A 25383-nucleotide genomic window follows, 5' to 3' on the forward strand; every position below is an offset into this window, starting at 1 on the left:
TTTAGACGGCCAGCGCCGGCTGGCTCCAGCGAGCGGCGAGCAGCCGGTAGGGGATGAGCGCGACCACCGCGATGATCAGCTTCACCGCGAGATCGCCCAGCGCCCAAGAAACCCAGCGCATGGCCTCGACATGGAAGACGCCCATCAGCGGCGCCGTCTCGAGCGCGAAACTGTCGTTGGGGCCTGCAAAAGCGAAAGCGGCCGAGAAAGCGACGGTGAAGAACACCATGGTGTCGAAGACCGATCCGACCAGCGTGCCGACGATCGGCGCCCGCCACCAGTTCTGCCGGCGCAGCCGGTTGAACACGGTGACGTCGAGCAGTTGCGCGCACAGGAACGCCGCGCCTGAAGCGGCAGCGATGCGTACCAGCCGGTCGGCCGCCGTTTCGAATTCGATCAGGCCATGGCGGAACAGGAAGGGCGGGACGAGGATCGAGCAGACCACCGCCGTCATGAAGCCGACAAAGACGATCCGGCGCGCCACGGCAGGGCCATAGCGGCGGTTGGCGAGGTCGGTGACCAGGAAGGAGAAGGGATAGGTGAAAGCGCCCCAGGTGAGCAGGTCGGCCAGAGACAGGCCGCCGATCTGCCCATGCATCGGGAACTGCACGAGGATGTTCGACGCCACGACAACAAGCGCCATGGCGGCCACGAAGGGCAGATATCGCGAGAAGGAAGTCATTTTTTTATCCTGGGTAATGGAACCAGCGGAGCATCATGCCCATCGGGGCCGTGCTCGCTTCGTAGTCGAGCACCGGATTGTCGAACCCTTGCGGATCCATCCGATGCTCCAGGCCAACAAGTTGGCTTGGGCGGTCCCCCGCCTTTATCCGATGTTAGGCAGCGACCTGTTCGGCCAGCTTCTTGGCGATCTGCTTCTTCAGCAGGCGCGCGCGCTGCGACAGTTCCTTGACGTCGGCCTTGGCCAGGAAGGCGTCGAGGCCGCCGCGATGTTCCACCGAACGCAGCGCGTTGGCCGAAATGCGCAGGCGCACATTCTGGTTCAGCGCTTCCGAGATCAGCGTCACATTGACGAGATTCGGCAGGAAGCGACGCTTGGTCTTGTTGTTGGCGTGGCTCACATTGTTGCCGGTCTGGACTGCCTTGGCAGTGAGTTCGCAGGTGCGGGACATAATTCTAACCTTCAATTCTCTCGGGACCTGCCAAACCTTTGTGCCCACGCCGGGTGGCGCGCGGTTCTGATCAGGCGGCCTTATGGAAAAAGTTGGCGTTCCATAGTTGCATTTCAGCGGGGCGTCAAGCTCCGGCTTCGCCACGGAAGCGCCCGGCATTTCATATTAAGGCCGGATTTCATCCTATAAGCGGTCTCATAGGGACACGCCAGACCGGGGTCGCCCGCCTCCGGCCGAAAATCAAGGATCCGATCCCGCATGCTTCGTTTGTCTCACGCGCTTGTTGCCGCGCTTGCCGTCGCCTTGCCGTCCGCCGCGTCGGCTGCCTCGCCGCAGTCTTTCAAGGGCGAGTACACGGTGTCATTTCTTGGTCTCTCGATCGCGAGATCGACCTTCTCAAGCCACTATGAGAACGGCGCTTATGCGATCGACGGCACTGTCAGCGCCGCCGGACTGGCCAAACTGTTCGACGACACGCGCGGCACGATCTCATCCAAGGGCACGATTTCCGGCAAGAAAATGGTGCCCCAGGCGTTCCGCGCCGATTATACCTCGGGCAAGAAGGTGTCGGCGATCGACATTCGCTTTGCCAATGGCGCCGTCACCTCGACGCAGGTCATCCCGGCGCCGGGCCAGCGCGACCCCAACGACTGGGTGCCGATCGGTGCCGGCGACCTGGCATCGGTGCTCGATCCGATGGCGGCGACCGTCATCCATGCCGACAGCCTCGACCAGGTCTGCGGCCGCACGGTGAAATTCTATGACGGCGAGATGCGCGCCAACCTGACGCTGACCTACGCTTCGAAAGGCACGATCTCGGTGCCGGGCTACAAGGGCGATACCATCACCTGCCGGATGGGTTTCGAGCCGGTGGCCGGCTATCGCAAGGGCCGCAAGGCGCTGGAGTTCCTGAAGAACAGAAGCCGCATGATGGTGACGTTTGCACCGCTCGGCCAAACCGGCGTATATGCGCCGATCCACGCCACGGTAGGGACCCAGATTGGTCCGCTGACCATAAGCGCGAGACGGTTCGAAGCGGTACAATAGGGCCGCCCTGGAAACAGAACAGGGCGCGCCACGGGAGGGGACATGGCGCGCGCAACACTGATCGGTTTTTCAGCGGTCGCCATGTGGGCGCTTCTGGCGCTGCTCACCGATGCCTCCGGCAAGGTGCCACCGTTCCTTTTGTCGGCGATCACCTTCTCGATCGGCACCGTCGTCGGGCTTGTCGCGCGGCTGTTCATGCCGGCCGCCGAGAAGAGCCCGAAAATACCGCCGCAGGTCTGGGTGATCGGTATCGCCGGCCTGTTCGGCTACCACTTTTTCTATTTCACCGCGCTGCGCAACGCGCCGGCGGTGGAGGCGAGCTTGATCGCCTATCTGTGGCCCCTGCTGATCGTGCTCGGCTCCGCGCTGATGCCGGGCGAAAAACTGGCGTGGAACCATGTCGTCGGCGCGTTGCTCGGTCTGGCCGGCACGGTGCTGATCGTCACCAAGGGCGGCGGGCTGGCCTTCGATGCGCGCTACACCTTCGGTTACGCCATGGCTGCCGTTTGCGCCCTGCTCTGGTCGTCCTATTCGCTTTTGTCGCGGCGCTTTCCTTCGGTGCCGACCAGCATCGTCACCTGGTTCTGCGCGGCGACCGCCGTGCTGTCCCTCGGCTGCCATCTGGCGCTGGAACAGACAGTGTTGCCAAATGGTGCAGGCCAGTGGCTGGCCGTGCTCGGGCTTGGCCTGATGCCGGTGGGTGCGGCCTTCTATGCCTGGGACATCGGCGTCAAGCGCGGCAACATTCAGGTGCTGGGCGCCGCAAGCTACGCGGCGCCGCTGCTCTCGACGCTGGTGCTGATTGTGGCCGGCGTCGCCGAGCCGTCGCTGCGCATCCTCGCCGCTTGCGTGCTCATCACCGGCGGCGCTGCCTTGGCGGCGAAGTCGCTGTTCCTGCGCAAGCCGGCCGCCGCCGAGACCGAAGCCACGGCATCCGAAAGCGGAGCCGCGGCATGACCATGCCGTTTGCCGGCGGCATCGACGCCAATGCCAATGCGACGCTGATCTTCTCGCTGGTGGCGGCGGTGATCTACGCCTTCACGCTGGGCATGCCGCCGAGCCTTGCCCGCTCCGCGGCTAAGGCGCTCGCAGTCGCGATGCTGGCCGTGCTTTCGGCGCTGCAAGGCGGCCCGCTGTTGTTGGTCGCGGCGCTTGCGCTCAGCGCGGTGGGAGACGCGTTCCTGTCGCGCGACGGCGAAAAGGCATTTCTCGGTGGGCTCGCAAGCTTCCTTGTCTCCCACATCGTCTACATCGCGCTGTTCCTGCGCAGCGGCGGCGGGTTGGGGCTGCTTGGCGCCGAGCCCTGGCGCGGGGCGATCGCGCTGGCACTGGCGGTGTTCGCCATCGTCATGCTGGCCGCGCTCTGGCGTCGTGTCGGCCCCGGCCTGCGTGCGCCGATCGCCATCTATGTCGTGGCGATCCTGGCGATGGGCATGGCGGCGCTGACCACCAACAGCGCCTGGGTCATCGGCGGCGCGGTGCTGTTCATGGCATCGGACGGACTGCTGGCCACCGAGAAATTCCTGGTGGCGGCCATCTCGCCGCATCGCGCCTGGATGCGTTTGGCCGTCTGGGTGCTGTATTACGCGGCCCAGCTTGCGATTACGCTTGGCTTCCTGCTGGGTTAGGATTCCAGCCCGGCTCAGCCAGTTCGAAGGCGGCAAAATCAAAGCCCGGCGCGACGGTACAGCCGACCAGCGTCCATTCGCCCAGGCTGCGCGCCGATTGCCACCAGCCCGCCGGCACGACGATCTGTGGCCGTTCGCCGGCCGCGAGTTCGATGCCGAGCACCTGCTCAATGACCTGGCTGCCCTTTGGACCGCCTTCTTCCCACATCGACAGCGCCAGCGGCGCGCCGGCATGGAAATGCCAGACCTCGGCTGCATCCTTGACCCGATGCCAGGCCGAAAGCTGGTGCTGTTCCAGCAGGAAATAGATGGCGGTCGAATGGCCGCGCGCTCCGCCGGCCTCGTCACGAAAGGTTTCCGCGTACCAGCCGCCTTCCGGATGCGGCTTCAGTCCGAGTGTCGCGATGATTTCTGCTGCGCTGGTCATCGGTCGCAGGCACTCAGAAATTGTCCTTGCGCTTGCGGATTTCGGCGAACACCTCGGCATCCCCGGCCTTTTCCATACCGAGATGCTTGCGGATTGCCGGATCGTGCCAGCGCAGGAAAGGATTGGTCGACAGTTCCTCGCCGATCGTCGTCGGCAGTGTCGGCTCGTTGTCGGCCCGCAGTGCCTCGATCCTGGCGGCGCGCTCCTTCAATGCCGAATTGGTCGGGTCGACGGTCAGCGCGAAACGGGCGTTGGCAAGCGTGTATTCATGGCCGCAATAGATCGTCGTCGCGGCGGGAAGGGCTGCGAGTTTCTTCAGCGATTCATACATCACCGGCGGCTTGCATTCGAACAGCCGCCCACAGCCGAGCGCGAACAGCGTGTCGGCGGTGAACGCCACCTGCGATGCCGGCAGATGATAGGAGACATGGCCGGCGGTATGGCCGGGTGTGGCGATCACCTCGATGCGCTCGTCGCCGAGATGTAGCACGTAGCCGCCCTCGACGGTTTCGTCGATGCCGGGAATCTTGGCCTTTTCCGCCTCCGGGCCGACGATGCGCAGCTTGAAGCGTTCCTTCAGCGCCAGATTGGCCTCGACGTGGTCCATATGATGATGCGTGGTCAGGATCATCGTCGGCGTCCAGCCGGTGCGCTTGATCGCGGCCAGGATCGGCGCTTCCTCGGGCGCGTCGATGATCGCCGTCTGCCCGCTTTTGGGGTCATGCACCAGCACGCCGAAATTGTCCGTGCGGCACATGAATTGTTCGATTTCGACCGCCATCGCGTCTCTCCTTTTGTCGCCGCAGACATAGGGCGCCGGAGGGCGGATGTCATCTATGGGATGACCGAATGTCATTCCCGGGGAGGACAAATACCATCGCAATGTGTCGACCGCCTCAGGGCCTTTTGTTGAAACCGGCCGATATCACGGCTACATCCCTGACATGCATTCCGACATCGTCGACCTTCGCTCCTTCTATTCGACAACGCTTGGCCGGTTCGCCGAGCGTTCGATCACCATGGCGCTGTCGTCGATATGGGCCGCTGTCCCCAATGAACGGCTGGTCGGCCTTGGCTATACCTTGCCGTGGCTGGAGCGTTTCGGCTCCGATGCGGAGCGGGTCTTCGCCTTCATGCCGGCAACGCAGGGCGCCGTGGTGTGGCCCGCGACGGGGCCGACGGCGACCGCTTTGGTCTTTGACGAGGAACTGCCGCTGGTCGATTCCTGCATCGACCGCATGCTGCTCGTCCATTCGCTCGAACATGTCGAAAATCCGCGCGAGACGCTCAACGAGATCTGGCGGGTGCTGTCGCCCGCGGGGCGCGTCGTCATCGTCGTGCCCAACCGGCGCGGTGTCTGGGCGCGCTTCGAGCATACACCGTTCGGCAATGGCCGGCCGTTCTCGCGCGGCCAGCTGACGGAACTGCTGCGCGAGGCGAATTTCACGCCCGCCGCCTGGTCCGATGCGCTGTTCTTCCCGCCATCGCGGCGGCGCTTCATGATGCGCTTCCACAATGTGCTGGAGCGCGCCGGCCGGCGGCTGTGGCCGATCTTTTCGGGCGTCATCGTCGTCGAGGCGCAGAAGCGGCTCTATCAGGGGGTGCCGGTCGCCCAGCGCGCCTCGCGCCGCGTCTTCGTGCCGGTGCTGTCGCCACACGGCGCGACACGACTCGGCCGCCGGGCCGAGGCGGCCGGCGCGGCCATGCCGTCTCGCCAGGTGAAACCTTCGTGATCGTGCTAGAAACGCGCGCGGCGCGTCCCTCCTCGACCTATCTGTCGTGGTGAACTCGCAGCCTGCCTGATATGCGGATGCCGTCATCATCCGGTTTCAGCATCGCACCTGAACGCAAGGACCTCTGACATGGCTGATCAACTTGACAATCAGGCCACCGTTCAGCCGGTCGCCGTCGAAGCCAGCAGCCTGCGTGATCAGGTTGCGACGATCAGACGGGCGCTGGTGGTGTCGCCGGTTCGCAAATGGCTGCTGTGGACGTCGGTCGGCATCATGGCCGTCATCATCGCGACCTCGATCGGCCAGGTCCTGCTCAACCGCTGGAACCAGCCCTTCTACGATGCGCTGGCGCGCCGCGACATGGCGGCTTTCCTGCACCAGCTCCTTGTCTTTGCGATGATCGCCGGCGGGCTGCTGGTGCTCAATATCGGCCAGACGTGGCTCAACCAGATGATCCGGCTGAAGTTGCGCGAGGCGCTGACGCTCGACCTGATCGACCAGTGGATGCGGCCGGTGCGCGCCTTCCGGCTGGCCAATGCCGGCGCCATCGGCGTCAATCCCGACCAGCGCATGCAGCAGGATGCGGCGCATCTGTCCGACCTGTCGACCGATCTCGGCGTCGGGCTTTTGCAGTCGCTCATCCTGCTCGTGTCCTTCGTCGGCGTGCTGTGGGAACTGTCTTCGGGCTTCGTCTTCCACATCAATGGCTGGTCGCTGGCCATACCGGGCTACATGGTCTGGGCGGCGTTCCTCTATGCCGGCACCGCCTCCTGGCTGAGCTGGCTGGTCGGGCGGCCGCTCATCAAGCTGAACAGCGACCGCTACACACGGGAGGCGGAGCTGCGCTCCTCGATGGTGCGCGTCAACGAGAATGTCGATGCCATCGCGCTGTACCATGGCGAGGCCGACGCCAAGCAGCGGCTCGAACTCGACCTCGGCACGGTGCTGGGCGCCATGCGGCGCATCTATACCGCGCAGATCAACCTGTCCTGGGTGACCGATACCTATGGCTGGATTACCGTCGTGGCGCCGATCCTGGTTGCCTCGCCCGTCTATTTCTCGGGCGATATCAGCTTTGGCGGGCTGATGATGGCGGTCGGTGCCTTCAACCAGGTCCATTCCTCGTTGCGCTGGTTCATCAACAATATCGGCAGCATCGCCGATTGGCGCGCCACGCTGATGCGTGTCGCCGACTTCCGCATCGCGCTCGATGAAACCGACGTGCTGCACGACACCGAAAGGCGTATCACCTTCGATCAGAACGCCAATGGCAGCCTGACGTTCGAGAAGCTGCAGGTGGCCTCGCCGGAGGGCTGCACAAAACTCTCCGACCAGCATGTCGAAATCCGCGCCGGCGATCGCGTGATGATCACCGGCGAACCCGGCGCCGGCAAGACGCTGTTCTTCCGCGCCATTGCCGGGCTTTGGCCCTGGGGCAGCGGAAAAATCGGCCTGCCGGCCGGAGAAACCCTCATCTTCGTGCCGCGCGTGCCGTATTTGCCGGCCGGCACGTTGCGCGAGGTGCTCAATCACGCCAACGGGCATGCGCCCGCGAGTGACGCCGAGATTGTGGCGGTGCTGGCCGAAATTGGTCTGGAACGGCTGTCGTCCTCGCTCGACCGCGTCGGGCGCTGGGACCATGAATTGGGCGATGACGAACAGCGCTTGCTGGGCGTGGCCAGGCTCGCCTTGCGACAGCCGAAATGGGTGATCATCGACGAAGCCATGGATGCATTCGACGGCCCCTCGCTGCGACGTGTGCTGGCGATGCTGGAAAAGCATCTGAAGGGCGCCACGATCATCAACATCGGGCGCGGGCAGCACAATATCCAATTCTTTCCGCGCGGCCTGACGATCGTCAAGGATTCCGGTGCGCCAGCGCTGAAGCCCGCCCACGTCAGGGCCGGCGCCATCGATCCGCCGCCGGTCGCGGTCCGCGGCAAGAAATAGGACCGCTTTCCCGCACTCTCGCAGCAAGCTTTATTTCGCCGCGATCGCGAAGGAAGATTTCCCCGAGAAACAAAACTTGGCGGTGGCGATGCTTGATGCTCTGCGCCTGCTTGCCTGTCTTGCCTGTGTCCAGCCAACGCCCGTTGCCTCGCCATCAGGTGCGCTGGCTGTTGACGTGGAATTGGTGTTGGCGGTCGATATATCCCTGTCGATGGACGAGAAGGAATTCGCCCTGCAACGCGCCGGCTATGTCGAGGCGCTGCGCCATCCCGACTTCATCCAGGCCGTCCGGTCCGGCAATACCGGCCGCATCGCGATTGCCTATTTCGAATGGGCCGGCACGGTGCGCGACGACGCGGTCATCGATTGGCAGATCATCGATGGCGCGCAAAGCGCCAACAGCTTTGCCGACAAGGTGGCGGCGCGCCCGTTCCGGAGTTTTCGCGGTACCTCGATTTCCACGGCAATTGCCTTCGGCACAGAGCTGCTCGGCAGGACGAATTTCGCCGGTGAGCGCAGCGTCATCGACATGTCGGGCGATGGCCCCAACAATATCGGGCCGCCGGTCACCGCGACGCGCGATGCGGCAACCGCAAAAGGCATCGTCATCAACGGCCTGCCGATCCTGATCAATCCATCGCCCACCTTCAAGCATCTCGACCAGTATTATGCGCAGTGCGTGACCGGCGGACCCGGCTCATTCGTGCTGCCCATCTACTCGGCTGCCGAATTCTCCACCGCCATCCGGCGCAAGCTGATCCTCGAGGTGAGCGGTATTCAGGACAAGGCCAGCATCATCCCTGTCGATGCGGACGCGCCGATCGACTGCCTGCAAGGCGAACGCGACAGGCGGTTCCTGTCGGATCCGTATTTTCCGGAACTCGACCGGTGAAATTGCGCAAGAGCACCTGCGGCCGGCCGTCGAAGGCACCGATTCCATTACCTCTGGCGTAATCGCTTTGCGTCAGGCATTCCGGCAGATTTGCCCTTGCGAGGCCGGTTGGTCGGTCTCGATGCAAAGGGAGTTACGTCATGACCGCTTACGCCATCGCCCATATGCGCCAAGTCACGATGGGGCCGCAGATCGTCGAGTATCTGCACAAGATCGATGCCACGCTGGAACCGTTTGGAGGCCGTTTCCTGGTCCATGGCGGCGATGTGGAGGTGATCGAGAACGACTGGCCGGGCAACCTCATCATCATCGAATTTCCCGACCAGCAGCATGTGCGCGAGTGGTATGCTTCGCCCGCCTATCAGGCAATATTGGCCTTGCGCACGGAGAACTCCCAATCCGATGTGGTGTTTGCCGACGGCGTCGAACATCCGCACAAGGCGACGGATGTCCTGGGCTAGACGTGCCTTATCGTTTCAGCAGGAACACCGCCTGCTGGCCAAAGAAGTTCCAGAACCACCAGGGCATGGACAGGCCGATCTTCTGGCCGGCGGCGTCGAGCGCGGTTGCCTTTTCCACCGTCGCGCCAAGCTCTTCGCACAAATTGACGAAGTCGCGGATGGTGCAGAAGTGGATGTTGGGGGTGTCGTACCAGGAATAGGGCAGGTCCTGGGTCACCGGCATGCGGCCCTTGACGAACAGCGACAGACGCACCCGCCAATGGCCGAAATTGGGGAAGGAGACGATCGCCCGGTTGCCGATGCGGAGCAACTCGTCGAGCACCAGCTTCGGGTTGCGCGTCGCCTGCAAGGTCTGCGACAGGACGACGAAGTCAAAACCCTTGTCGGGATAGAATTCGAGATCCTTGTCGGCATCGCCCTGGATGACGGAGAGGCCGCGCGCCACGCATTCGTTGACGCCGCGCTGCGACAGTTCCATTCCGCGGCCGTCGACCTGCTTGGTGTCCTGCAGCAATTCAAGCAGCGAGCCGTCGCCCGAACCAACATCGAGCACGCGGGACTGCGGTGGGATCAGATTGGCGACGACCTCGAGGTCGACGCGCTGGCTGCCGTTGACGCTCATGATGTCGTCTCCTTTGCGGCGCATGATCCCGATCCCGAAAGTCTGCAACTTTCCGGGGTCATGCGCTTAGCCCTCTCGCCCGTGCTGCGGAGCCGATGAAGCCGTTGATGGCGGCGAACAGTTCCGGCTCGTCGAGCAGGAAGGCATCGTGGCCACGGTCGGTCTCGATCTCGACGAAGGACACGGACGCGCCGGCCGCGTTGAGCGCGTGCACGATCGAGCGACTCTCTTCGGTCGGAAACAACCAATCCGAGGTGAAGGACACCAGGCAGAAGCGGGTTTTGGTGCCGGCAAAAGCATCCGCCAGCCGCCCGCCATGATCGGCGGCGAGATCGAAATAGTCCATTGACCGCGTCATGTAGAGATAGGAATTGGCGTCGAAGCGGTCGACGAAGGTCATGCCTTGGTGGCGCAGATAGCTTTCGATCTGGAAGTCGGCGTCGAAGCCGAAGGTCAGCGCCTCGCGATCCTGCAGATTGCGGCCGAATTTCCGGTGCAGGGCGGCTTCCGACAGATAGGTTATGTGGGCGGCCATGCGCGCTACCGCCAACCCTTTTTCCGGGCGTTTGCCGTTTTCGAAATATTTGCCGCCGTGCCAGTCCGGATCGGCCATCACGGCCTGCCGACCGACCTCATGGAAGGCAATGTTCTGCGAGGAATGGCGCGCACCGGTGGCGATCGGCAGCGCCGAAAAGACACGCTCCGGATAGCTTGACGCCCATTCCAGCACCTGCATACCGCCCATCGAGCCGCCGAGCACGCAGAACAGTTTCTCGATGCCGAAATGGTCGATCAGCATCTGCTGCGCCCGCACCATGTCGCGGATGGTGATGACCGGCAGGTCGAGCCCATAGGGCTTGCCGGTGGCGGGGTTGGTCGATGCCGGGCCGGTTGAACCCAGGCAGCCTCCGATGACGTTGGAGCAGATGACGAAGAAACGGTTGGTGTCGATGATCTTGCCGGGGCCGATCAGCACTTCCCACCAGCCCGGCTTGCCGGTCACCGGATTGGTGTTGGCGACATGCTGGTCGCCGGTCAGAGCATGGCAGACGAGGATGGCATTGGAGCGGGCATCGTTCAGCGTGCCGTAGGTCTGGTAGGCGATCTGGAACGGCGATAGCAGCGTGCCGGCGTCGAGCTTGAGCGGCTTGTCCGCCCCGAAGCGCAACACCGGGCTCGACGGCTGGTCGGCTTCGTTGTTGGTCTTTCCTGCGCGCAGAGCGGCCATTCTTGTCTCACCTGCTGCATCATATCAGGCGAAAAATCGCCGTCGATGCGTCCATCCGGCCGGCCGCGGACAATAAAAAACCGGCATTGCCTTCGCAAAGCCGGTTACGTCACGCAAACGGCCCTTTAGCGAATTGTTTAACGTGGCTGCAAGCCGACCGGCCAAATCACCACGGAACTGTTGCTGCCCTTCTAGAACTCGCCCGCGCTGCCGTCAATGCCGACATCTGGGCCGACATCTGGGCCGGCTGCTGGCATCACTGCCACCTCTCGACATTATCGGCCACGGCTTGTATTTCCGCTGCGGCCTCCGGATCGAGGCATTTTCGATGGATTTTGCAAAAATGAACCAGACACCGGATCAGGCACGTCCAACCCCGCGCGCGGGTATCATGGACATCGACGCCTATGTGCCGGGCAAGAGCGCCGCACCCGCCGGTGTCGCCAAGGTCTACAAGCTATCGTCCAACGAGAACCCGCTTGGCCCGTCGCCGAAGGCGATCGAAGCCGCGCGTGAAGTCGCCGCCAGGCTCGACATCTATCCCGACGGTACCGCCAGGCGGCTGCGCGAGGCGATCGCGGAAGTGCATGGCCTCAACGCGCAGAACATCATCTGCTCCAACGGCTCCGACGAGATCCTTGGCCTGCTGGCGCAGACCTATCTGGCGCCCGGCGACGAGGCGATATTCACCGAACACGCCTTCATGGTCTACAAGATCTACATCCAGTCGGCCGGGGCTGCGCCGATCGCGGTCAAGGAGACCGATGAGCGGGCCGACATCGATGCGATACTGGCGGCCGTCACGCTGCGAACCAAGATCGTGTTCCTTGCCAATCCCAACAATCCTACCGGCACCTATGTGCCGTTCCAGGAGGTGCGCCGCCTGCATGCCGGCCTGCCCAGACATGTGCTGCTGGTGCTCGACGCGGCATATGCCGAATATGTCCGCCGCAACGACTATGAGGCCGGCATCGAACTGGTTGGCAGCGCCGAGAACGTGGTCATGACCCGCACCTTCTCCAAGATCGGCCTCGGTGGCGCGCGGATCGGCTGGATGTATGCGCCCATGCACATCGTCGATGCGATCAACCGCGTGCGCGGTCCCTTCAACGTCAATGCGACGGCGATCGAGGCCGGCATCGCGGCAATCCGCGACCGCGCCCATGTCGAGCGCAGCGTGGCGCATAACGAGACCTGGCTGACCTGGCTGAGCCAGGAGATGACTGGGCTCGGGCTGCGGGTGACGCCCAGCGTCGGCAATTTCCTGCTCATTCACTTTCCCGATGATCAAAAGCATTCGGCGGCCGCGGCGGACGACTATCTGACCGCGCGCGGCTATATATTGCGGCGCGTTTCCGGCTACGGCTTCCCCAACGCGCTGCGCATGACCGTCGGCACGGAAGAGGCCAATCGCGGCGTCGTCGCCGCGCTCACGACATTCCTGAAAAGCTAGAACGCCCGAAAAGCAGGAACACCATGACATCACCGATGTTTGAAAAGATCGCGCTGGTCGGCATCGGCCTGATCGGCTCGTCGCTGGCCCGCGTCATCCGACGCGAGGGTCTTGCCGGCCACGTTGCCATCTCGACCCGCAGCGCCGCGACGCTGAAGCGGGCGGAAGAGCTTGGACTGGGCGATTCCTACACGACCGACGCGAAGGAAGCGGTCCGCAATGCCGACCTGGTCATCGTCTCGGTGCCGGTCGGCTCGTCCGGTGCGGTGGCTGAGGAGATCGCGCCGGCGTTGAAGAAGGGCGCCATCCTCACCGATGTCGGCTCGACCAAGGCGTCGGTCATCGCCCAGATGCAGCCGCATGTGCCTGATGGCGTTCATTTCATTCCCGGCCATCCGCTGGCGGGCACGGAAAAATCCGGCCCGGATGCCGGTTTCGCCGATCTGTTCGACAATCGCTGGTGCATCTTCACGCCGTTGCCAGGCACCGATCCGGACGCGCTTGAGAGGCTGTCGGAATTCTGGCGCCGTTGCGGCGCCAACATCGACACGATGGATCCCCAGCATCACGATATGACGCTCGCCATCGTCTCGCATCTGCCGCACATCATCGCCTACAACATCGTCGGCACCGCCGACGATCTGGAATCGGTGACCAAGACGGAAGTCATCAAATATTCCGCCTCCGGCTTTCGCGACTTCACGCGTCTGGCCGCCTCCGACCCGACCATGTGGCGGGACGTCTGCCTGCACAACAAGGACGCCATTCTCGAAATGCTGGCGCGGTTCTCGGAAGATCTGGCATTCCTGCAGCGGGCGATCCGCTGGGGCGATGGCGACAAATTGTTCGACCTGTTCACCCGCACTCGGGCGGTACGCCGCTCGATCATCGAGGCCGGCCAGGATATCGACGTGCCGGATTTCGGCCGCCAGGCGGTCGAGCACCCGTCGAAGAACTAGGCTGTTTCGGGCCAGGTCGCCGCGACCATGGCCAGCGTCTCGGCCCGGTCCGGCGCGCCGAGCCTGCCGCCAAAGCGCAGGCATTTGAGCGCGGCGGCGGCACTTGCAAAGCGCAAGGCCTGCTCGACCGGCATGGCCTCCGCCAGTCCGACAGCAAGGGCGCCGTGAAAGACGTCGCCGGCGGCGAGCGTGTCAACCGCCTTGATCTTCGGTGCCGCGACATGACGGGATGATCCCGCCGCGCGATCGAACCACCAGGTGCCTTCCGCGCCGCCGGTGACGGCGACGAACGCATCGGTGCGGGAAGCCATGTCGGTGCAAGCGCTCGCCAGATCCAGCGCCTGGCCGCAGATGATGCGGACGGCGGGCTCCGAGGCGACGATGTGCGAAGCCAGCGGCAACAGTTGCTCCAACACCGCCAGCGGGGCTGTGTCGGCATCGAGGATTGCCGGCCGGCCTGCCGCGCGCGCTGCCTTGAGGGCAAGCGCCGCGGCACCCGGCCAGCGCACGTCCACCAGCACGGCATCGAATGCCGTGATGTCGGCGAAAGGCAATGCCTCTGGATCGGCCTGGGCCAGGCTGTCATAGAAAGGCACGATGATGCGCTCGCCATGCGCGTCGACCAGGATCGAGGCCAATGCCGAGCGGGCGCCGCCGACGCGGCGGACATAGCCGCAGTCGACACCCTCGGCCTCGATCCCGGCGATCAGCTGATCGCCAATGAGGTCGTCGCCGGCGCTCGCCCATAGCGACACCTCGGCGCCCAGGCGATGCGCGGCGCAGGCGGCACTGGTGGCCATGCCCGAGGCGATCTGCACACCGTCGGCGGCGATGAACTTGCCCTGGTGCGTGGGCAGCGTCTCGACACGCAGGATGGTGTCCAGCGTCAGCGCGCCGACGCTGAGGAGCCTCGGTGGGCTTGTCATGGGCGCGCTATTGCACCGGCTTGATCTTGCCGAGCGGGATGAAGCCGAGCGAGGCCTTGCCCTTGAGCACTTTCAGCGGCATCGACGGTTCGCTGCCGAGCATGGCGAGCGCGGCAAATCCCTGTTCGATCGCGTTCTTCTGCTCGGGTATGGCGCCGGCCAGAATGGCCGCCACGGCCTTGGGATCCTTGATCCTGATCATCAGATCGGCGTCGACCAGGCCTTCGGCGTCGACCGACAGCGGCCCGGAAACGGTGACCCGCGCCGTGCCCGACGACAAATCGAGGTTGCGGATCTCTACCCTTTGGCCGCGAAGGCTCGTCACCTGCGTTCCGATAAGCGCGACACCATTCTTCAGCGTGGCGTCGCCGCTGGCATCGAGCGCCGGCAGCACGCGACCGCCGATTGCATCCGGGTCGATCTCCAGATCGGTGAAGCTGCCGGCATAATCGACGTCCTGACCGTTCGGCTGCAGCTGGCCGGCCGCCCTGCCGGCGCTGAACAGTTCCACCGGGTCGGTGTCGTCGGCCGGGTCCGTCTGGCCCGACAGGCCTTCCGCCTGCAGCGCAACGCGTTGCGGCAGCGGCCATGAAAGCTTGACCTTGGCCTGCAGATTGTCCCAGTCGATCCACAGCGGCACCATGCCGGGGACGGAGGTCCTGAGCGGACCGCGCAGATCGGCGACCGGCGACAAGGGCTGGATGATCTGGGCGACGGCATTGAAGGAGCCGGCCGAGGCTGCGATGTTCTTGGCATCGTCCTCATACGCCAGATTGTCGCAGGAGACGGTAAAGCTCAGGGGATAGCCGCTGACCTGGAGATTGGCGCAGCCGGCATTGATGCCGCTCTTGTTGAGCGTGGCGACCGCCTTGTCGGCCTCGACCCTGACCCTGTTGGCCAAATAGAACCAGCCGCCGCTGTAGATGGCGAACAACACAACGATGAACGCCACAAGCCAGAACAGGCCGCGGCGGGACTTTGGTTGGCGTTCGTCACTTGACGTCATGCTTTGGCTCTCATTAACCCACGGTGTTGGTGGACGAACCTTCGATTCCAACAACCAGGTAGACATTGACGGATAGGTAGCCGGGGACGGACGGAAAAAACACCGGTTTCCGGTGCGGTGTGGCCATTCTTTTTGCAATCAGGCACGGCGATATGGGCGATTTTTGGGTGTTTGGCTACGGTTCGCTGATCTGGCGGCCGGGTTTCGCACATGTCGAGACACGGCGCGCCCATCTGCACGGCTACCGCCGCTCGCTCTGTGTCTATTCCTTCGTGCATCGCGGCACGCGCCAGCGGCCCGGGCTGGTGCTTGGCCTCGACCATGGCGGCTCCTGCGTCGGCCTGGCTTTCCGCGTGCCCGGCGAGTTGCGCGACGAGGTCATCGCCTATCTGCGCGAGCGCGAACTCGTCACATCAGTCTATCTCGAACGCACGCTCAAGGTCCGTCTCGAGGGTGGCGGCACGGTCGAAGCGGTCGCCTACATCGTCGACCGCAAGCATGAGCAATATGCCGGCGCGCTGGATGCCGCGCATGCGGCCGCGGTGGTGCGCGGCGCTGTCGGCCAATCCGGCAACAACGAGGATTATGTGCTCAGCACGTTGAAGCATCTGGAAGCATTGGGCATCCGCGACCACTGGCTGGAGGATGTGGCACGGGGGATAGCGCCATCGTGAATGGCTGGCTCTGCGGAAAGAGGGGATCAGGCCTTTGACCTCGAAGCGGCACGACCTAGCTTAGGCTCCGAACCCAGCCAGCGGGCTGCATGCGCCCCATCCCAATCATCACGGAGAACCATCTTGCAGAAACGCCGTCTCGGTCGCACCGACCTTTCCATCGCGCCGCTGGTTCTGGGCGGCAATGTCTTCGGCTGGACCGCCGATGAGAAAACCTCGTTCGACCTGCTCGACCGCTTTGTGGCGGGCGGACTGAACGCCATCGATACGGCCGATGCCTATTCGCGCTGGGTGCCCGGTAACAAGGGCGGCGAATCGGAAACCATCATCGGCAACTGGATGAAGGACCGTGGCAACCGGGACAAGGTCGTGGTGATCACCAAGGTCGGCTCGGATATGGGGCAGGGGCACAAGGACCTGTCCGCCGCCTATATCGAAAAGGCCGTCGAGGCCTCGCTGAAGCGGCTGCGGACCGATGTCATCGACCTCTATCTGTCGCACTGGCCGGACCCGGCCACGCCCTATGAGGAAACGCTTGGCGCCTATGAGAAGCTGCTTGCCAAGGGCAAGGTCCGGCACATCGGCTGCTCGAACCTCGACGCCGGCCAGTTGCGCGCCGCGCTCGACGTGGCGAGCCTGCGAAGCCTGCCGCGCTACGAGGTGCTGCAGCCGGAATACAATCTCTACGACCGCTCCTCATTCGATGGGCCGTTGCGCGATCTGTGCGTGGCCGAGGATATCGGCGTGATCACCTATTTCAGCCTGGCCAAGGGCTTCCTGAGCGGCAAATACCGCAGCGAGGCCGATCTTGGCCAAAGCGAACGCGGCGAGGGCGTCAGCAGCTATCTCAACGCGCGCGGCATGCGCATTCTGGCCGCTCTCGATGCCATATCCGCCAAGCATTCGGCGAAACAGGCGGAAGTCGCTCTTGCTTGGGCGATCGCGCGGCCAGGCGTCACCGCACCGATCGCCAGCGCCACTAAGGCCAGCCAGATGGACAGCCTGATCAAGGCGGCGTCGTTGAAATTGACCGCCGACGACATGGCCGAGCTCGACAAAGCGAGCGACTGAGGCTTCGGCCGCGATTAGAGCAGCTCACCGTTTCATGGAAACGGCGAACCGCTCTATCTCTTCCTCTTGCCCCAATTCCCAAGGGAAAACGCTACGCGCTTTTCCCGGGAAAACCGCTTCACACTTTTCCTGGAATTGTTCCATCCGCACGAACGTCCAAGACCACCCTCCTGCCTTGCCATAGTGTCCTCCGCTATTGGCAAGACAGAGGGTGCAATGACCGAGCCGCTTCTTTTGCAGCCGCAGCTTTGGCGACCTCTGCTCGCCCTGGTGCTGGCCGCCACGGTGGTCATGGGCAGCCCAGGGCCGGCAACGATAAGCGTCACCGCTGTCGGCGCCGCCTTCGGCCTGCGCGATTCTGTGCGCTACACCTGGGGGATCGTTCTCGGCACGGTCGCCGTGCTGCTGGTGGTGGCGACCGGGATCCTGGCGGTGCTTTCCTCGATGCCGAAGCTGGCACCGGTGCTGGTTGTCGCGTCGGCGGCCTACATCCTCTATCTCGCCTTCAGGATCGCCACGGCGCCGCCGCTGGCAGCACGCACGGCCGAGGCTGCGCGCCCGACCTGGCTGGCCGGGTTTCTGCTGGCGGTCGCCAACCCGAAAGCCTATGTGGCGATCGCCGCCGTATTCGCCGGCACCTCGTCGAACCAAGGCGGTGCGGAACTCGGCCTATGGCTGAAGCTGACGGTTCTGGCCGGGATGATCGTTGTCATCCACGCCGTGTGGCTGCTTGCCGGCGCGGCGTTCGCGCGCTTCCTGCGCAGGCCTGTCGCTTCGCGGATCATCAACCTGGTCTTTGCCGCGACGCTGGTGCTGACCACCGTGCTGGCTGTCTACGGCTGATTGCCTGGCTGGAGGTCTTCAGACCTTCGCGCCGAGCTCCCGCAGCCGCTTCAACGCCGTCGGCGGGAAGGCGGGCGGGTTGGCCGCGCGGGACGCTTCGACGAGCATCTGGTCACAAGCCGCTTCCGTCTCGCCGATCAGGCGCGCCATGAACTCGTCCTTGCCGAGGCCCGGTGGGATCGGCGGAAGGAAACGCGCCTTGATGGTGCCGGGATAGCGCAGGAATTTGCGTCGCGGCCAATAGAGGCCGGCGACATGGGCGACCGGCACCACCGGAACACCAAGCTGCGTGTAGATTTCGACGATGCCGTATTTGTAGGCCGGCTCGTCGCCCGGCGCCCGGCGCGTGCCCTCGGGATAGATGATCAGCTGGCGCGGGTTGCGCGCCATCTCTTCCTTGGTTGCCGCGACCACCGCCTTCAAGGCCTTGGAGCGGCTGCCGCGATCGACCGGGATCATTCGCATCTTCATGATGTACCAGCCGAAAAACGGGATCCAGGTCAGCTCGCGCTTGAGGATGTAGAGCGGGTCCTGGAGGAAGGGGAAGAAGGCGATCGCGTCCCAGAACGACTGGTGCTTGGGCGCCAGGATGAAGGAGCCTTCGGGCAGGTTTTCCTGTCCGGTGATGTCGTTCTTGGTTCCGGCGATCTTGTCGTAGAGCCACATGCAGCTGCGCGACCAGAATTTCGGCACGAACCACGCGCGGTGGCGGGGCGACAGGAAATAATAGGGGGTCCAGAGGATCATCTGGACGATCAGATTGACGTAGAAGACGAAATTGAACGCCAGCGATCTGACATAGAGCATGGGGGAGGTCCGGTGAGGAAGTGTGCGTTGGTTACACCAAGCGCGGGGAAAAAGGAAATGGCGCAGGCGTGTCCCGATTGATGTGAAGCACGGCTCACGCCAGCGCAGGCATGCTAGCCCAATCGCGCCAGCCGCTCCTTCAGACGCGGTGCGGCAAAGTCGAGGAAGGCGCGCAGCTTGACCGGCAGCAGGCCGTGGCCCGCATGCACCAAGCTCACCGGCCACGGTTCCGGCTCGAACTCTTGCAGCACGATGCGCAGCATGCCGGACCGCACGGCGGCATCGACCTGATAGGAAAGCACTTTCGTCAGCCCGACGCCGGCAATCGCGGCATCGATCGCCGCCTCGGCGGTGTTGACCTGCAGGCGCGAGCGGACCTGGACCGTGACGTCCGTCTTGCCTTTGGCGAAGCTCCACGGGGCGGCGGAGGAAAGTCCCTCGAAGGTGATGCAATCGTGGGTGCCGAGATCTTCCGGGATCGTGGGTGTGCCGTGTTCGGCCAGATAGGCCGGGCTGGCGCAGACAACGCGGCGAATCGAGCCGACGCCAATGGCGACCAGGCTCGAATCCGGCAACTGGCCGATGCGCAGCGCGAGGTCGAAATGGTCCTCGACCAGCTGGGTTATGCGGTCCGCCAGGGTCAGGCGGATATCCACGTCGGGATAGGCCGAGAGAAAGCCGGTGACCACCGGCAACACATGGAGACGGCCAAACACGACTGGCGCGGTGATGGCCAGTTCGCCGGTCGGTGCGCTGTACTCGCCGGCCGCGGCGCGTTCAGCCTCGCCAACGTCATCGAGGATGCGGCGGCAGGCCGCAAGATAGGCCTCGCCGGCATCGGTCGGCGTCAGCCGGCGCGTCGAACGGTTCAGCAGGCGGGTGTTGAGATGGCGTTCGAGATCGGAAACCTTGCGGCTGACGGTCGCCAGCGGAATGCCGAAACGGCGGGCCGCGGCGGAAAGGCTGCCGGCCTCCACCGCCGCGACAAAGAGCGACATGGCTTCGAGACGATCCATCACTTCTTCCAGAAAATGGAAGGAATGATTGCAGATATGCCATCTGCATTTCAGGAATGGAAGGGGTTATATATGGGGTTCGCAGCCGCGCAATGGAGTTCTCATGTCTGAAAGTCGCCCACCCCTTCCGCCCTTCACCGTCGAGACCGCGGCGCAAAAGGCCCGTATGGCGGAGGATGCGTGGAATTCGCGCGATCCGGCACGGGTCGCGCTCGCCTATACGACCGACAGCCGCTGGCGCAACCGTGCCGAATTCCTACAGGGCCGCGAAGCCATCCAGGCCTTCCTGACGCGCAAATGGAGCCGCGAGCTCGACTACCGGCTGATCAAGGAGGTCTGGGCCTTCCACGGCAACCGCATCGCCGTGCGCTTCGCCTATGAATGGCGAGACGACGGCGGCTCCTGGTTCCGCAGCTATGGCAATGAGAACTGGGAGTTTGACGAGCACGGGCTGATGCGCCTGCGCATCGCCAGCATCAACGACCTGCCGATCAGCGAGGCCGATCGCAAATATCATTGGCCGTTGGGGCGCCGCCCGGACGACCATCCGACATTGTCGGCGCTCGGGCTTTAGAGCAGTTCCAGGAAAAGTGTGAAGCGGTTTTCCGTCCGGAATTGCGTCGGCTGCACCCGGTTCCGGGCAAGGAGGTTTCGATGGACGCGCATGCTTTCACCAGCGATGTCGCCTTCACGCCGACCGTCAAGGCGATCCAGGCGCGCAAGGGTTCGCGCCAGTCCTACGCCCGCGTCGAGGAGCGTGGTGGCTGGCAGGCCGTCATCACGCCGGACCTTGCCGCCTTCATCGAGATGCAGACCAGCGTCTTCCTGTCGACCGCCAATGGCGACGGCCAGCCCTATATCCAGCATCGCGGCGGCCCGGCCGGCTTTCTCAAGGTGCTGGACGAAAAGACGATCGGCTTCGCGGATTTTTCCGGCAACAGGCAGTTCATCACGCAGGGCAATCTGGCGGACAATCCGCGCGCCTTCCTGTTCCTGATCGATTACATGCTGCGCCAACGCATCAAGATCTGGGGCACGGCGCGCGTCGTCGAGAACGATGCCGAGCTGATGGCGAGGCTGATGCCGCAGGACTACAAGGCACGGCCCGAACAGGTCATCCTGTTCACCGTCTCGGCCTGGGATGCGAATTGCCCGCAGCACATCCCGCAGCGCTTCGAGGCGGCTGATGTGGCGGCGGCGCTTGGCGAACGGGACAGGCGCATTCAACAGCTCGAGCAGGAGGTCAGCCGCCTGAAGGCCGCGTCGAAGGGGACAGAAAAGGAATGATGATGGAGCGCCGGGGGCTCAGCCGCCGGCGGCGGTCTCGGCCAGCGCAATGCCGTCCGGGGTCGGTTTGACCGGCACGATGCCGCGCGCCAGCGCCAGCAGATATTTGGTGTATTCAGTGAACAGCACGCGCAACGCCCGCGGCTTGGTCAGCCAGCCGCCATTGTCGAGATTGGAATTGACCACTGGATAGGGTTCCAGCTTGGCGCCATGCAGCAGGCGGCCCATTTCCAGCAAGCTGCGCGGCATGTGGTAATTGTTGGTGACCAGGATCACCGTGCCATAGGCATGGCTCTCGACCCATTTGGCGCTTTCCTCGGCATTGCCGATCGTGTCGAGCGCGGCGCGGTCGATGTCGACGCAGCAGGAAAACAGGTTCTTATCGCCGCCGGTGGCTGCCTGGAGCTGGCGCCGGCTGGCCGAAGGATGCACGCCGCTGATCAACAGCCGCTCGCCCTTGCCGGACGCCAGCAGATCCATCGCCGCGTCGAGGCGGGACTGGCCGCCGGTGAGCACGATGATGGCATCGGCCTTCTCCGGATTGGCGGGCGTGGTCAGATGCGCGACCTTGTTGGCGAACCAGCCGAAGCCGCCGGCAAACAAGACAGCAAGGACGAGGAGGGAGAGCGCGGATATCCGCAGTGCGGTTCTTAAACGGCTAAACCCGCCGCGGTCGTGCAAACGAGCAACCACCACTGGCATCTGTCCAGCCGTCCCGGTCGAATCCCGCACGTCCATGACCATATGGTTAATCCTGAAATGCGGCCTTGGGTAGGTAAAAGACGCACTTTGCGTTACGCCGTTTCTCCATCCGTGATCAGCCAGCCTCCATCCCCATCAGCGCAGGTTCCCTTTCAAGCGTCGGGTTGTCGAACATCGATGTCGCTGAGATAGGCGACGACGGTGGCGTGCGAGGTTGCCGCCGTCAGCGCGCCGATCACCAGCACCATCAGGACGACGCCGAGATAGCCCGCAGAGCCGATGGCGAAATTGCCGAACAGGGCAGTCGCCTGATCGGCTTGCGGCGTCGCCATGTTGCGCGACGACCACCAGGAAAAGACGATGAAGACCAGCACCGCCGCCGCCCCGCCGGCGGCCGCGCCCTTCATGCCGGTGACCAGGAAATGCCGGCGGAATTCGCGCGCGATGAAGGCCGCCTCGGCGCCGACGAAATGCAGCACTTCGATGATATGGCCGTTGCCGGCCATGGCGCCACGGGTCGCGAACACCACGGTCAGCACTGTCGCCGACAGCATCAGCGCCAGCACGGCAATGCCGATGGTCACCGTGGTGCGGGCCATGGCCACCAGCCGGTCGACCCAGGTGCGGTGATCGTCGAGCGACGCACTCGGCAGTTTCGGCGTGATGGCGGCGCGCATGGCGGCGAAGTCGGGCGGACTGTTCTCATCGATGGTGACGATGATCAGGCGTGGCACCGGCAACTCGTCGATGTTGAGGCCTGAACCAAGCCATGGCTCCAGCAGCCTCGCGGTCGCATCGCGGTCGATGATCTTTGTCGACTTCACGCCGGGGAATTCGCCGGCGATTTTTGAGGCTTGGGCAAGGGCGGCCTCCATATCGAGGCCGTCGGCCGGTTTGATCTGGATCGTCGCCTCGCGCGAGATCTGGTTCTCCCAGACCGAGGCGGTGTCGCGCACCAGCGTCACCGCGCCGAAGGTCAGGCACGACAGGAAGGTCATGATGGCGATGACCAGGACGAGCGCCCGACCGGCGATGTTCTGCGCCGGAACGATCGGCGCCATACGGCGCTGGGCGCGCGGTCTTGCTTCGGCCGCCTCGGCGTCCTGCTCATGCTCTTGGAGGTGTTCGGCGGACAGATCAGTCATAGATGTCCAGCCTTCCGCCGGCCAGGATCATGCGGCGCGCGTCGACCTGTTCCATCAGGCCAAGGTCGTGGGTGGCGATCACCACAGCGGTGCCGAGACGATTGAGCTCGATGAAGAGCCGCAGCAGCCGTCGCGCGAGCGGCGGATCGACATTGCCGGTCGGCTCGTCGGCGAGCAAGATCTCGGGCTGCTCGATCAGGGCGCGCGCGATGGCGGCGCGCTGCTTCTCGCCGCCCGACAGGACCGGCGGAAGCACATGCATGCGCTCGCCCAGCCCCACCCATTTCAGCAGTTCGGTGACATCGGTGCGGTAGCTCGCTTCCTCGCGCCCGCGAACGCGCAGCGGCAGCGCGACATTCTCATAGGTGGTCATGTGGTCGAGCAGGCGAAAATCCTGGAACACCACGCCGATGCGGCGCCGCAAATGCGGCAGTTCGGTACGCGAAATGCGCGAACGGTCCTTGCCGAAAATGGTGATCAGCCCACGCGTCGGCTTCAGCGACATGAACAGAAGCCGCAGCAACGTCGTCTTGCCGGCGCCCGAGGGTCCGCTCAGGAACTGGAAGGAGCGCTCCGGGATGTGCAGGGAGATGTCGCGGAGGATTTCCGGACCCATGCCATAGCGGAGGCCGACATTTTCGAAGCGAATCAATTTCGACGACCTGAAATTTCTAGAGCATGATGCCGAAAAGTGTGAAGCGGTTTTCGGACGACATCATGCTCTATCTCTTTAGTTTGGACACGGATTCGGATTTCGGGTCGATTCGACCTGAAATCCGAATCCGCGTCGGGCAGCGCCAAGCCTGCCTGTTCTGCGAAAAGAGCATCGGCCGGCATGGTTAACCGGCGGTTAATTTCTGGCTTGTTTCGGCGCGTCACGAGGGCTCCGGTGGGGAAGCGTTAACCATTTTTGTTTACGCAAAAGAAACGAAAAGCGAACACGCGCAATAACGGGGCCATGATGGCTGACGAACGAACCGCGCGCCCGGTTTCCGGCGAAATCATGACCGATCCCCCGGCAATTGTCGCGGCGGAGCGGATCGTGCGCGGCCCGGCGGCTTATATCGTCGATGCCGACTATGAAGTGATGCCGCGCCTTGTCCCTACCGTGGAAAGCGTTTCACCGCCGCCGCGCCTGATTGTCACGCCGTCCATCGAGGGCATGGACATGCTGCGCAAGCCGGAAGCGCCGGCGGAACGGCCGCCGGCCGCGCGCGGCGGGCCGATCTTCTGGATCGCCGGCATCGGCGCCGCCTTGGCCGCCTTCTGGGTCTCCGGCGGGCATGCGCTGGTGCGCCAGGCGCCGCTCCTGACCGGCGCGCAAGCCTCGGCGCTGACCATTTCAGGCGTCACCTCGCACGTCGACGCCTCGGGAGCCAATCCGGTGCTGTTCGTCGATGGCGAGGCCGCCAATGACGGGGCGGGGCCGGCGACAATGCCGCCGCTCGAAATCCGCGTGACCGGCAATGACGGACGTACAACCCGCTATACGTTGGGGACATCCGGCCATTCGCTGGCATCGGGCGAAAGATTCGGCTTTGCCAGCCGGCTCGACGTGCCTAAGAACGGCGTGAGGACCGTTTTGGTTACTTTCGCCGAATAGCGTGTGTCGATATTCAGGTGAGGCCGGCCTGCAAACGGCGGTTCCCTGCGCTTCCGGTGCTCACGTACTTAAGTACGCTCCGCTCCGGTACTCGGAAAACCACCGTTTTCGGCTCGGCCTGACCTGAATCTCAACACACGCTCGGTGTGGAGGCGTTTGGGTAAAAAACTTGAGGGGGCGAAAAATGCCAATCGTACGCGACAAGGACATCGAAGTCCTGTTTTCGGCATCGGCGATCGCGCGGCGCAATCTTGAGCTCGCCAAGGAGATCGCCGAGCACGACTATCACGATCTGCTGGTGATTTCGGTGCTGAAGGGCTCGTTCATCTTCGCCGCCGACCTGATCCGCGCCATGCACGATGTCGGCCTGTCGCCGGAGGTCGAGTTCATCTTCATTTCCAGCTATGGCGCCGGCACCACCAGCGGCGAGGTGAGGGTGCTGCGCGACATCGACAATGAGGTCGCCGGCCGCGACGTGCTGCTGATCGACGACATTCTGGAATCGGGCAAGACACTGACCTTCACCCGCGACCTGATGCTGTCGCGCGGCGCGAAAAGCTGTTCCATCGCCGTGCTGCTCGACAAGCGCATGCGCCGCCAGACCGCGCTCGTCGCCGACTATGTCGGCTTCGACTGCCCCGATTATTTCGTCGTTGGTTACGGCATGGATGTCGCGCACGCCTTCCGTGAATTGCCGTTCGTGGGCATCGTGAAAGGTGATGCGTGAGGCCACTGCCTTGCGCTGACAAGTTCTGAAAAAGGCCTTAACG

General features: G+C 63.9%; 29 protein-coding genes and 1 riboswitch. Of the genes, 16 read left to right on the top strand and 13 right to left on the bottom strand.

Annotation, left to right across the window (positions count from 1 at the left end):
* Position 1 precedes the first annotated feature (1 nt).
* Positions 2-682 (bottom strand): queuosine precursor transporter, encoded by a 681-nt coding sequence (locus tag JG747_RS07780; protein ID WP_202361509.1) that lies wholly within the window; start codon positions 680-682, stop codon positions 2-4.
* A gap of 154 nt (positions 683-836) precedes the next feature.
* Positions 837-1133: a 50S ribosomal protein L28 gene (gene rpmB / locus JG747_RS07785; protein ID WP_010911765.1), complete on the bottom strand. Its 297-nt coding sequence runs from the start codon at positions 1131-1133 to the stop codon at positions 837-839.
* Positions 1134-1391: 258 nt separating this feature from the next.
* Here rpmB and JG747_RS07790 point away from each other — a divergent pair, with 258 nt between their 5' ends.
* Genes JG747_RS07790 through JG747_RS07800 form a run of 3 tightly spaced genes read left to right on the top strand, consistent with a single transcriptional unit; the run spans position 1392 to position 3808 of the window.
* On the top strand, positions 1392-2180 hold the full coding sequence (locus JG747_RS07790) for a DUF3108 domain-containing protein (protein WP_019861443.1): 789 nt from the start codon (positions 1392-1394) through the stop codon (positions 2178-2180).
* A 42-nt stretch (positions 2181-2222) separates the two neighbouring features.
* The gene (gene yddG / locus JG747_RS07795) at positions 2223-3137 is read left to right on the top strand and encodes an aromatic amino acid exporter YddG (protein WP_202361510.1); all 915 of its coding nucleotides are present in this window, start codon (positions 2223-2225) and stop codon (positions 3135-3137) included.
* Entirely contained in the window at positions 3134-3808 is a 675-nt protein-coding gene (locus tag JG747_RS07800) for a lysoplasmalogenase family protein (RefSeq protein WP_038649957.1), read from the top strand. The genes yddG and JG747_RS07800 overlap by 4 nt, the downstream gene beginning before the upstream one ends.
* Here the strand turns inward: JG747_RS07800 and JG747_RS07805 are convergent.
* Both JG747_RS07805 and gloB read right to left on the bottom strand, forming a co-directional pair.
* Positions 3783-4235: a cupin domain-containing protein gene (locus JG747_RS07805; RefSeq protein WP_038649956.1), complete on the bottom strand. Its 453-nt coding sequence runs from the start codon at positions 4233-4235 to the stop codon at positions 3783-3785. The two genes, JG747_RS07800 and JG747_RS07805, sit on opposite strands and share 26 nt — an antisense overlap.
* 13 nt (positions 4236-4248) lie before the next feature.
* On the bottom strand, positions 4249-5016 hold the full coding sequence (gloB, locus tag JG747_RS07810) for a hydroxyacylglutathione hydrolase (RefSeq protein WP_202361511.1): 768 nt from the start codon (positions 5014-5016) through the stop codon (positions 4249-4251).
* Between the two features lie 163 nt (positions 5017-5179).
* Between gloB and JG747_RS07815 the strand changes: the two genes are divergently transcribed.
* From JG747_RS07815 to JG747_RS07830, 4 genes are all read left to right on the top strand, one after another.
* A complete protein-coding gene (locus JG747_RS07815) occupies positions 5180-5968 on the top strand; it encodes a class I SAM-dependent methyltransferase (protein WP_019861437.1) in 789 nt (262 codons plus the stop codon).
* 129 nt (positions 5969-6097) lie between these two features.
* Positions 6098-7918 carry an ABC transporter ATP-binding protein/permease gene (locus JG747_RS07820; RefSeq protein ID WP_202361512.1) on the top strand — a complete coding sequence of 607 codons (1821 nt, stop codon included), beginning with the start codon at positions 6098-6100 and terminating at the stop codon, positions 7916-7918.
* Positions 7919-8006: 88 nt separating this feature from the next.
* Positions 8007-8810, top strand: a complete 804-nt coding sequence (locus JG747_RS07825; RefSeq protein WP_202361513.1) for a DUF1194 domain-containing protein — start codon at positions 8007-8009, stop codon at positions 8808-8810.
* A 140-nt stretch (positions 8811-8950) separates the two neighbouring features.
* On the top strand, positions 8951-9271 hold the full coding sequence (locus JG747_RS07830; RefSeq protein ID WP_202361514.1) for a DUF1330 domain-containing protein: 321 nt from the start codon (positions 8951-8953) through the stop codon (positions 9269-9271).
* A gap of 7 nt (positions 9272-9278) precedes the next feature.
* Here JG747_RS07830 and metW read toward each other — a convergent pair whose 3' ends face one another.
* Together metW and metX are read right to left on the bottom strand one after the other, a co-directional pair.
* The gene (metW, locus tag JG747_RS07835; protein WP_064981701.1) at positions 9279-9893 is read right to left on the bottom strand and encodes a methionine biosynthesis protein MetW; all 615 of its coding nucleotides are present in this window, start codon (positions 9891-9893) and stop codon (positions 9279-9281) included.
* 58 nt (positions 9894-9951) lie between these two features.
* Positions 9952-11121: a homoserine O-acetyltransferase MetX gene (gene metX / locus JG747_RS07840; protein WP_069090249.1), complete on the bottom strand. Its 1170-nt coding sequence runs from the start codon at positions 11119-11121 to the stop codon at positions 9952-9954.
* Between the two features lie 105 nt (positions 11122-11226).
* Positions 11227-11304: riboswitch (SAM riboswitch) on the bottom strand.
* A gap of 160 nt (positions 11305-11464) precedes the next feature.
* On the opposite strand from metX, the gene hisC reads away from it, so the two are divergent.
* Together hisC and JG747_RS07850 are read left to right on the top strand one after the other, a co-directional pair.
* Positions 11465-12574: a histidinol-phosphate transaminase gene (hisC, locus tag JG747_RS07845; protein WP_027047440.1), complete on the top strand. Its 1110-nt coding sequence runs from the start codon at positions 11465-11467 to the stop codon at positions 12572-12574.
* Positions 12575-12597: 23 nt separating this feature from the next.
* Positions 12598-13533, top strand: a complete 936-nt coding sequence (locus JG747_RS07850) for a prephenate/arogenate dehydrogenase family protein (protein WP_202361515.1) — start codon at positions 12598-12600, stop codon at positions 13531-13533.
* On the opposite strand, the gene JG747_RS07855 is transcribed toward JG747_RS07850, so the two are convergent.
* Both JG747_RS07855 and JG747_RS07860 read right to left on the bottom strand, forming a co-directional pair.
* On the bottom strand, positions 13530-14459 hold the full coding sequence (locus tag JG747_RS07855) for a sugar kinase (RefSeq protein ID WP_202361516.1): 930 nt from the start codon (positions 14457-14459) through the stop codon (positions 13530-13532). The genes JG747_RS07850 and JG747_RS07855 overlap by 4 nt on opposite strands.
* 7 nt (positions 14460-14466) lie before the next feature.
* Positions 14467-15465 (bottom strand): DUF2125 domain-containing protein, encoded by a 999-nt coding sequence (locus JG747_RS07860; RefSeq protein WP_202361517.1) that lies wholly within the window; start codon positions 15463-15465, stop codon positions 14467-14469.
* A gap of 152 nt (positions 15466-15617) precedes the next feature.
* Here JG747_RS07860 and JG747_RS07865 point away from each other — a divergent pair, with 152 nt between their 5' ends.
* From JG747_RS07865 to JG747_RS07875, 3 genes are all read left to right on the top strand, one after another.
* Positions 15618-16139 (top strand): gamma-glutamylcyclotransferase, encoded by a 522-nt coding sequence (locus tag JG747_RS07865; protein ID WP_027047438.1) that lies wholly within the window; start codon positions 15618-15620, stop codon positions 16137-16139.
* 123 nt (positions 16140-16262) lie between these two features.
* Positions 16263-17210 (top strand): aldo/keto reductase, encoded by a 948-nt coding sequence (locus JG747_RS07870; RefSeq protein ID WP_019861423.1) that lies wholly within the window; start codon positions 16263-16265, stop codon positions 17208-17210.
* Between the two features lie 216 nt (positions 17211-17426).
* A complete protein-coding gene (locus tag JG747_RS07875; protein ID WP_019861422.1) occupies positions 17427-18053 on the top strand; it encodes a LysE family translocator in 627 nt (208 codons plus the stop codon).
* Between the two features lie 18 nt (positions 18054-18071).
* Here the strand turns inward: JG747_RS07875 and JG747_RS07880 are convergent, their stop codons facing one another.
* Both JG747_RS07880 and JG747_RS07885 read right to left on the bottom strand, forming a co-directional pair.
* Complete coding sequence (locus tag JG747_RS07880) at positions 18072-18860, bottom strand: lysophospholipid acyltransferase family protein (RefSeq protein ID WP_019861421.1); 789 nt, start codon at positions 18858-18860, stop codon at positions 18072-18074.
* A gap of 113 nt (positions 18861-18973) precedes the next feature.
* Positions 18974-19876, bottom strand: a complete 903-nt coding sequence (locus tag JG747_RS07885; RefSeq protein ID WP_202361518.1) for a LysR family transcriptional regulator — start codon at positions 19874-19876, stop codon at positions 18974-18976.
* Positions 19877-19979: 103 nt separating this feature from the next.
* Here JG747_RS07885 and JG747_RS07890 point away from each other — a divergent pair, with 103 nt between their 5' ends.
* On the top strand, positions 19980-20450 hold the full coding sequence (locus tag JG747_RS07890) for a nuclear transport factor 2 family protein (protein WP_069090244.1): 471 nt from the start codon (positions 19980-19982) through the stop codon (positions 20448-20450).
* Positions 20451-20530: 80 nt separating this feature from the next.
* Positions 20531-21163 (top strand): pyridoxamine 5'-phosphate oxidase family protein, encoded by a 633-nt coding sequence (locus JG747_RS07895; protein ID WP_202361519.1) that lies wholly within the window; start codon positions 20531-20533, stop codon positions 21161-21163.
* Positions 21164-21181: 18 nt separating this feature from the next.
* Here JG747_RS07895 and JG747_RS07900 read toward each other — a convergent pair whose 3' ends face one another.
* The 3 genes from JG747_RS07900 to ftsE form a co-directional block, all read right to left on the bottom strand.
* Positions 21182-21907, bottom strand: coding sequence for a YdcF family protein (locus tag JG747_RS07900; protein ID WP_019861416.1), 726 nt, complete (start codon positions 21905-21907; stop codon positions 21182-21184).
* Between the two features lie 110 nt (positions 21908-22017).
* Entirely contained in the window at positions 22018-23010 is a 993-nt protein-coding gene (locus JG747_RS07905) for a cell division protein FtsX (RefSeq protein WP_038649944.1), read from the bottom strand.
* Positions 23003-23662 (bottom strand): cell division ATP-binding protein FtsE, encoded by a 660-nt coding sequence (gene ftsE, locus JG747_RS07910; protein WP_010911739.1) that lies wholly within the window; start codon positions 23660-23662, stop codon positions 23003-23005. The genes JG747_RS07905 and ftsE overlap by 8 nt, the downstream gene beginning before the upstream one ends.
* 306 nt (positions 23663-23968) lie before the next feature.
* On the opposite strand from ftsE, the gene JG747_RS07915 reads away from it, so the two are divergent.
* Complete coding sequence (locus tag JG747_RS07915) at positions 23969-24613, top strand: hypothetical protein (RefSeq protein ID WP_038649942.1); 645 nt, start codon at positions 23969-23971, stop codon at positions 24611-24613.
* A 184-nt stretch (positions 24614-24797) separates the two neighbouring features.
* Entirely contained in the window at positions 24798-25340 is a 543-nt protein-coding gene (hpt, locus tag JG747_RS07920; RefSeq protein WP_019861412.1) for a hypoxanthine phosphoribosyltransferase, read from the top strand.
* Positions 25341-25383 lie beyond the last annotated feature (43 nt).

This window comes from Mesorhizobium sp. 131-3-5 (genome assembly GCF_016756575.1).
In the GTDB taxonomy this organism is placed as follows: Bacteria; Pseudomonadota; Alphaproteobacteria; order Rhizobiales; family Rhizobiaceae; genus Mesorhizobium; species Mesorhizobium jarvisii.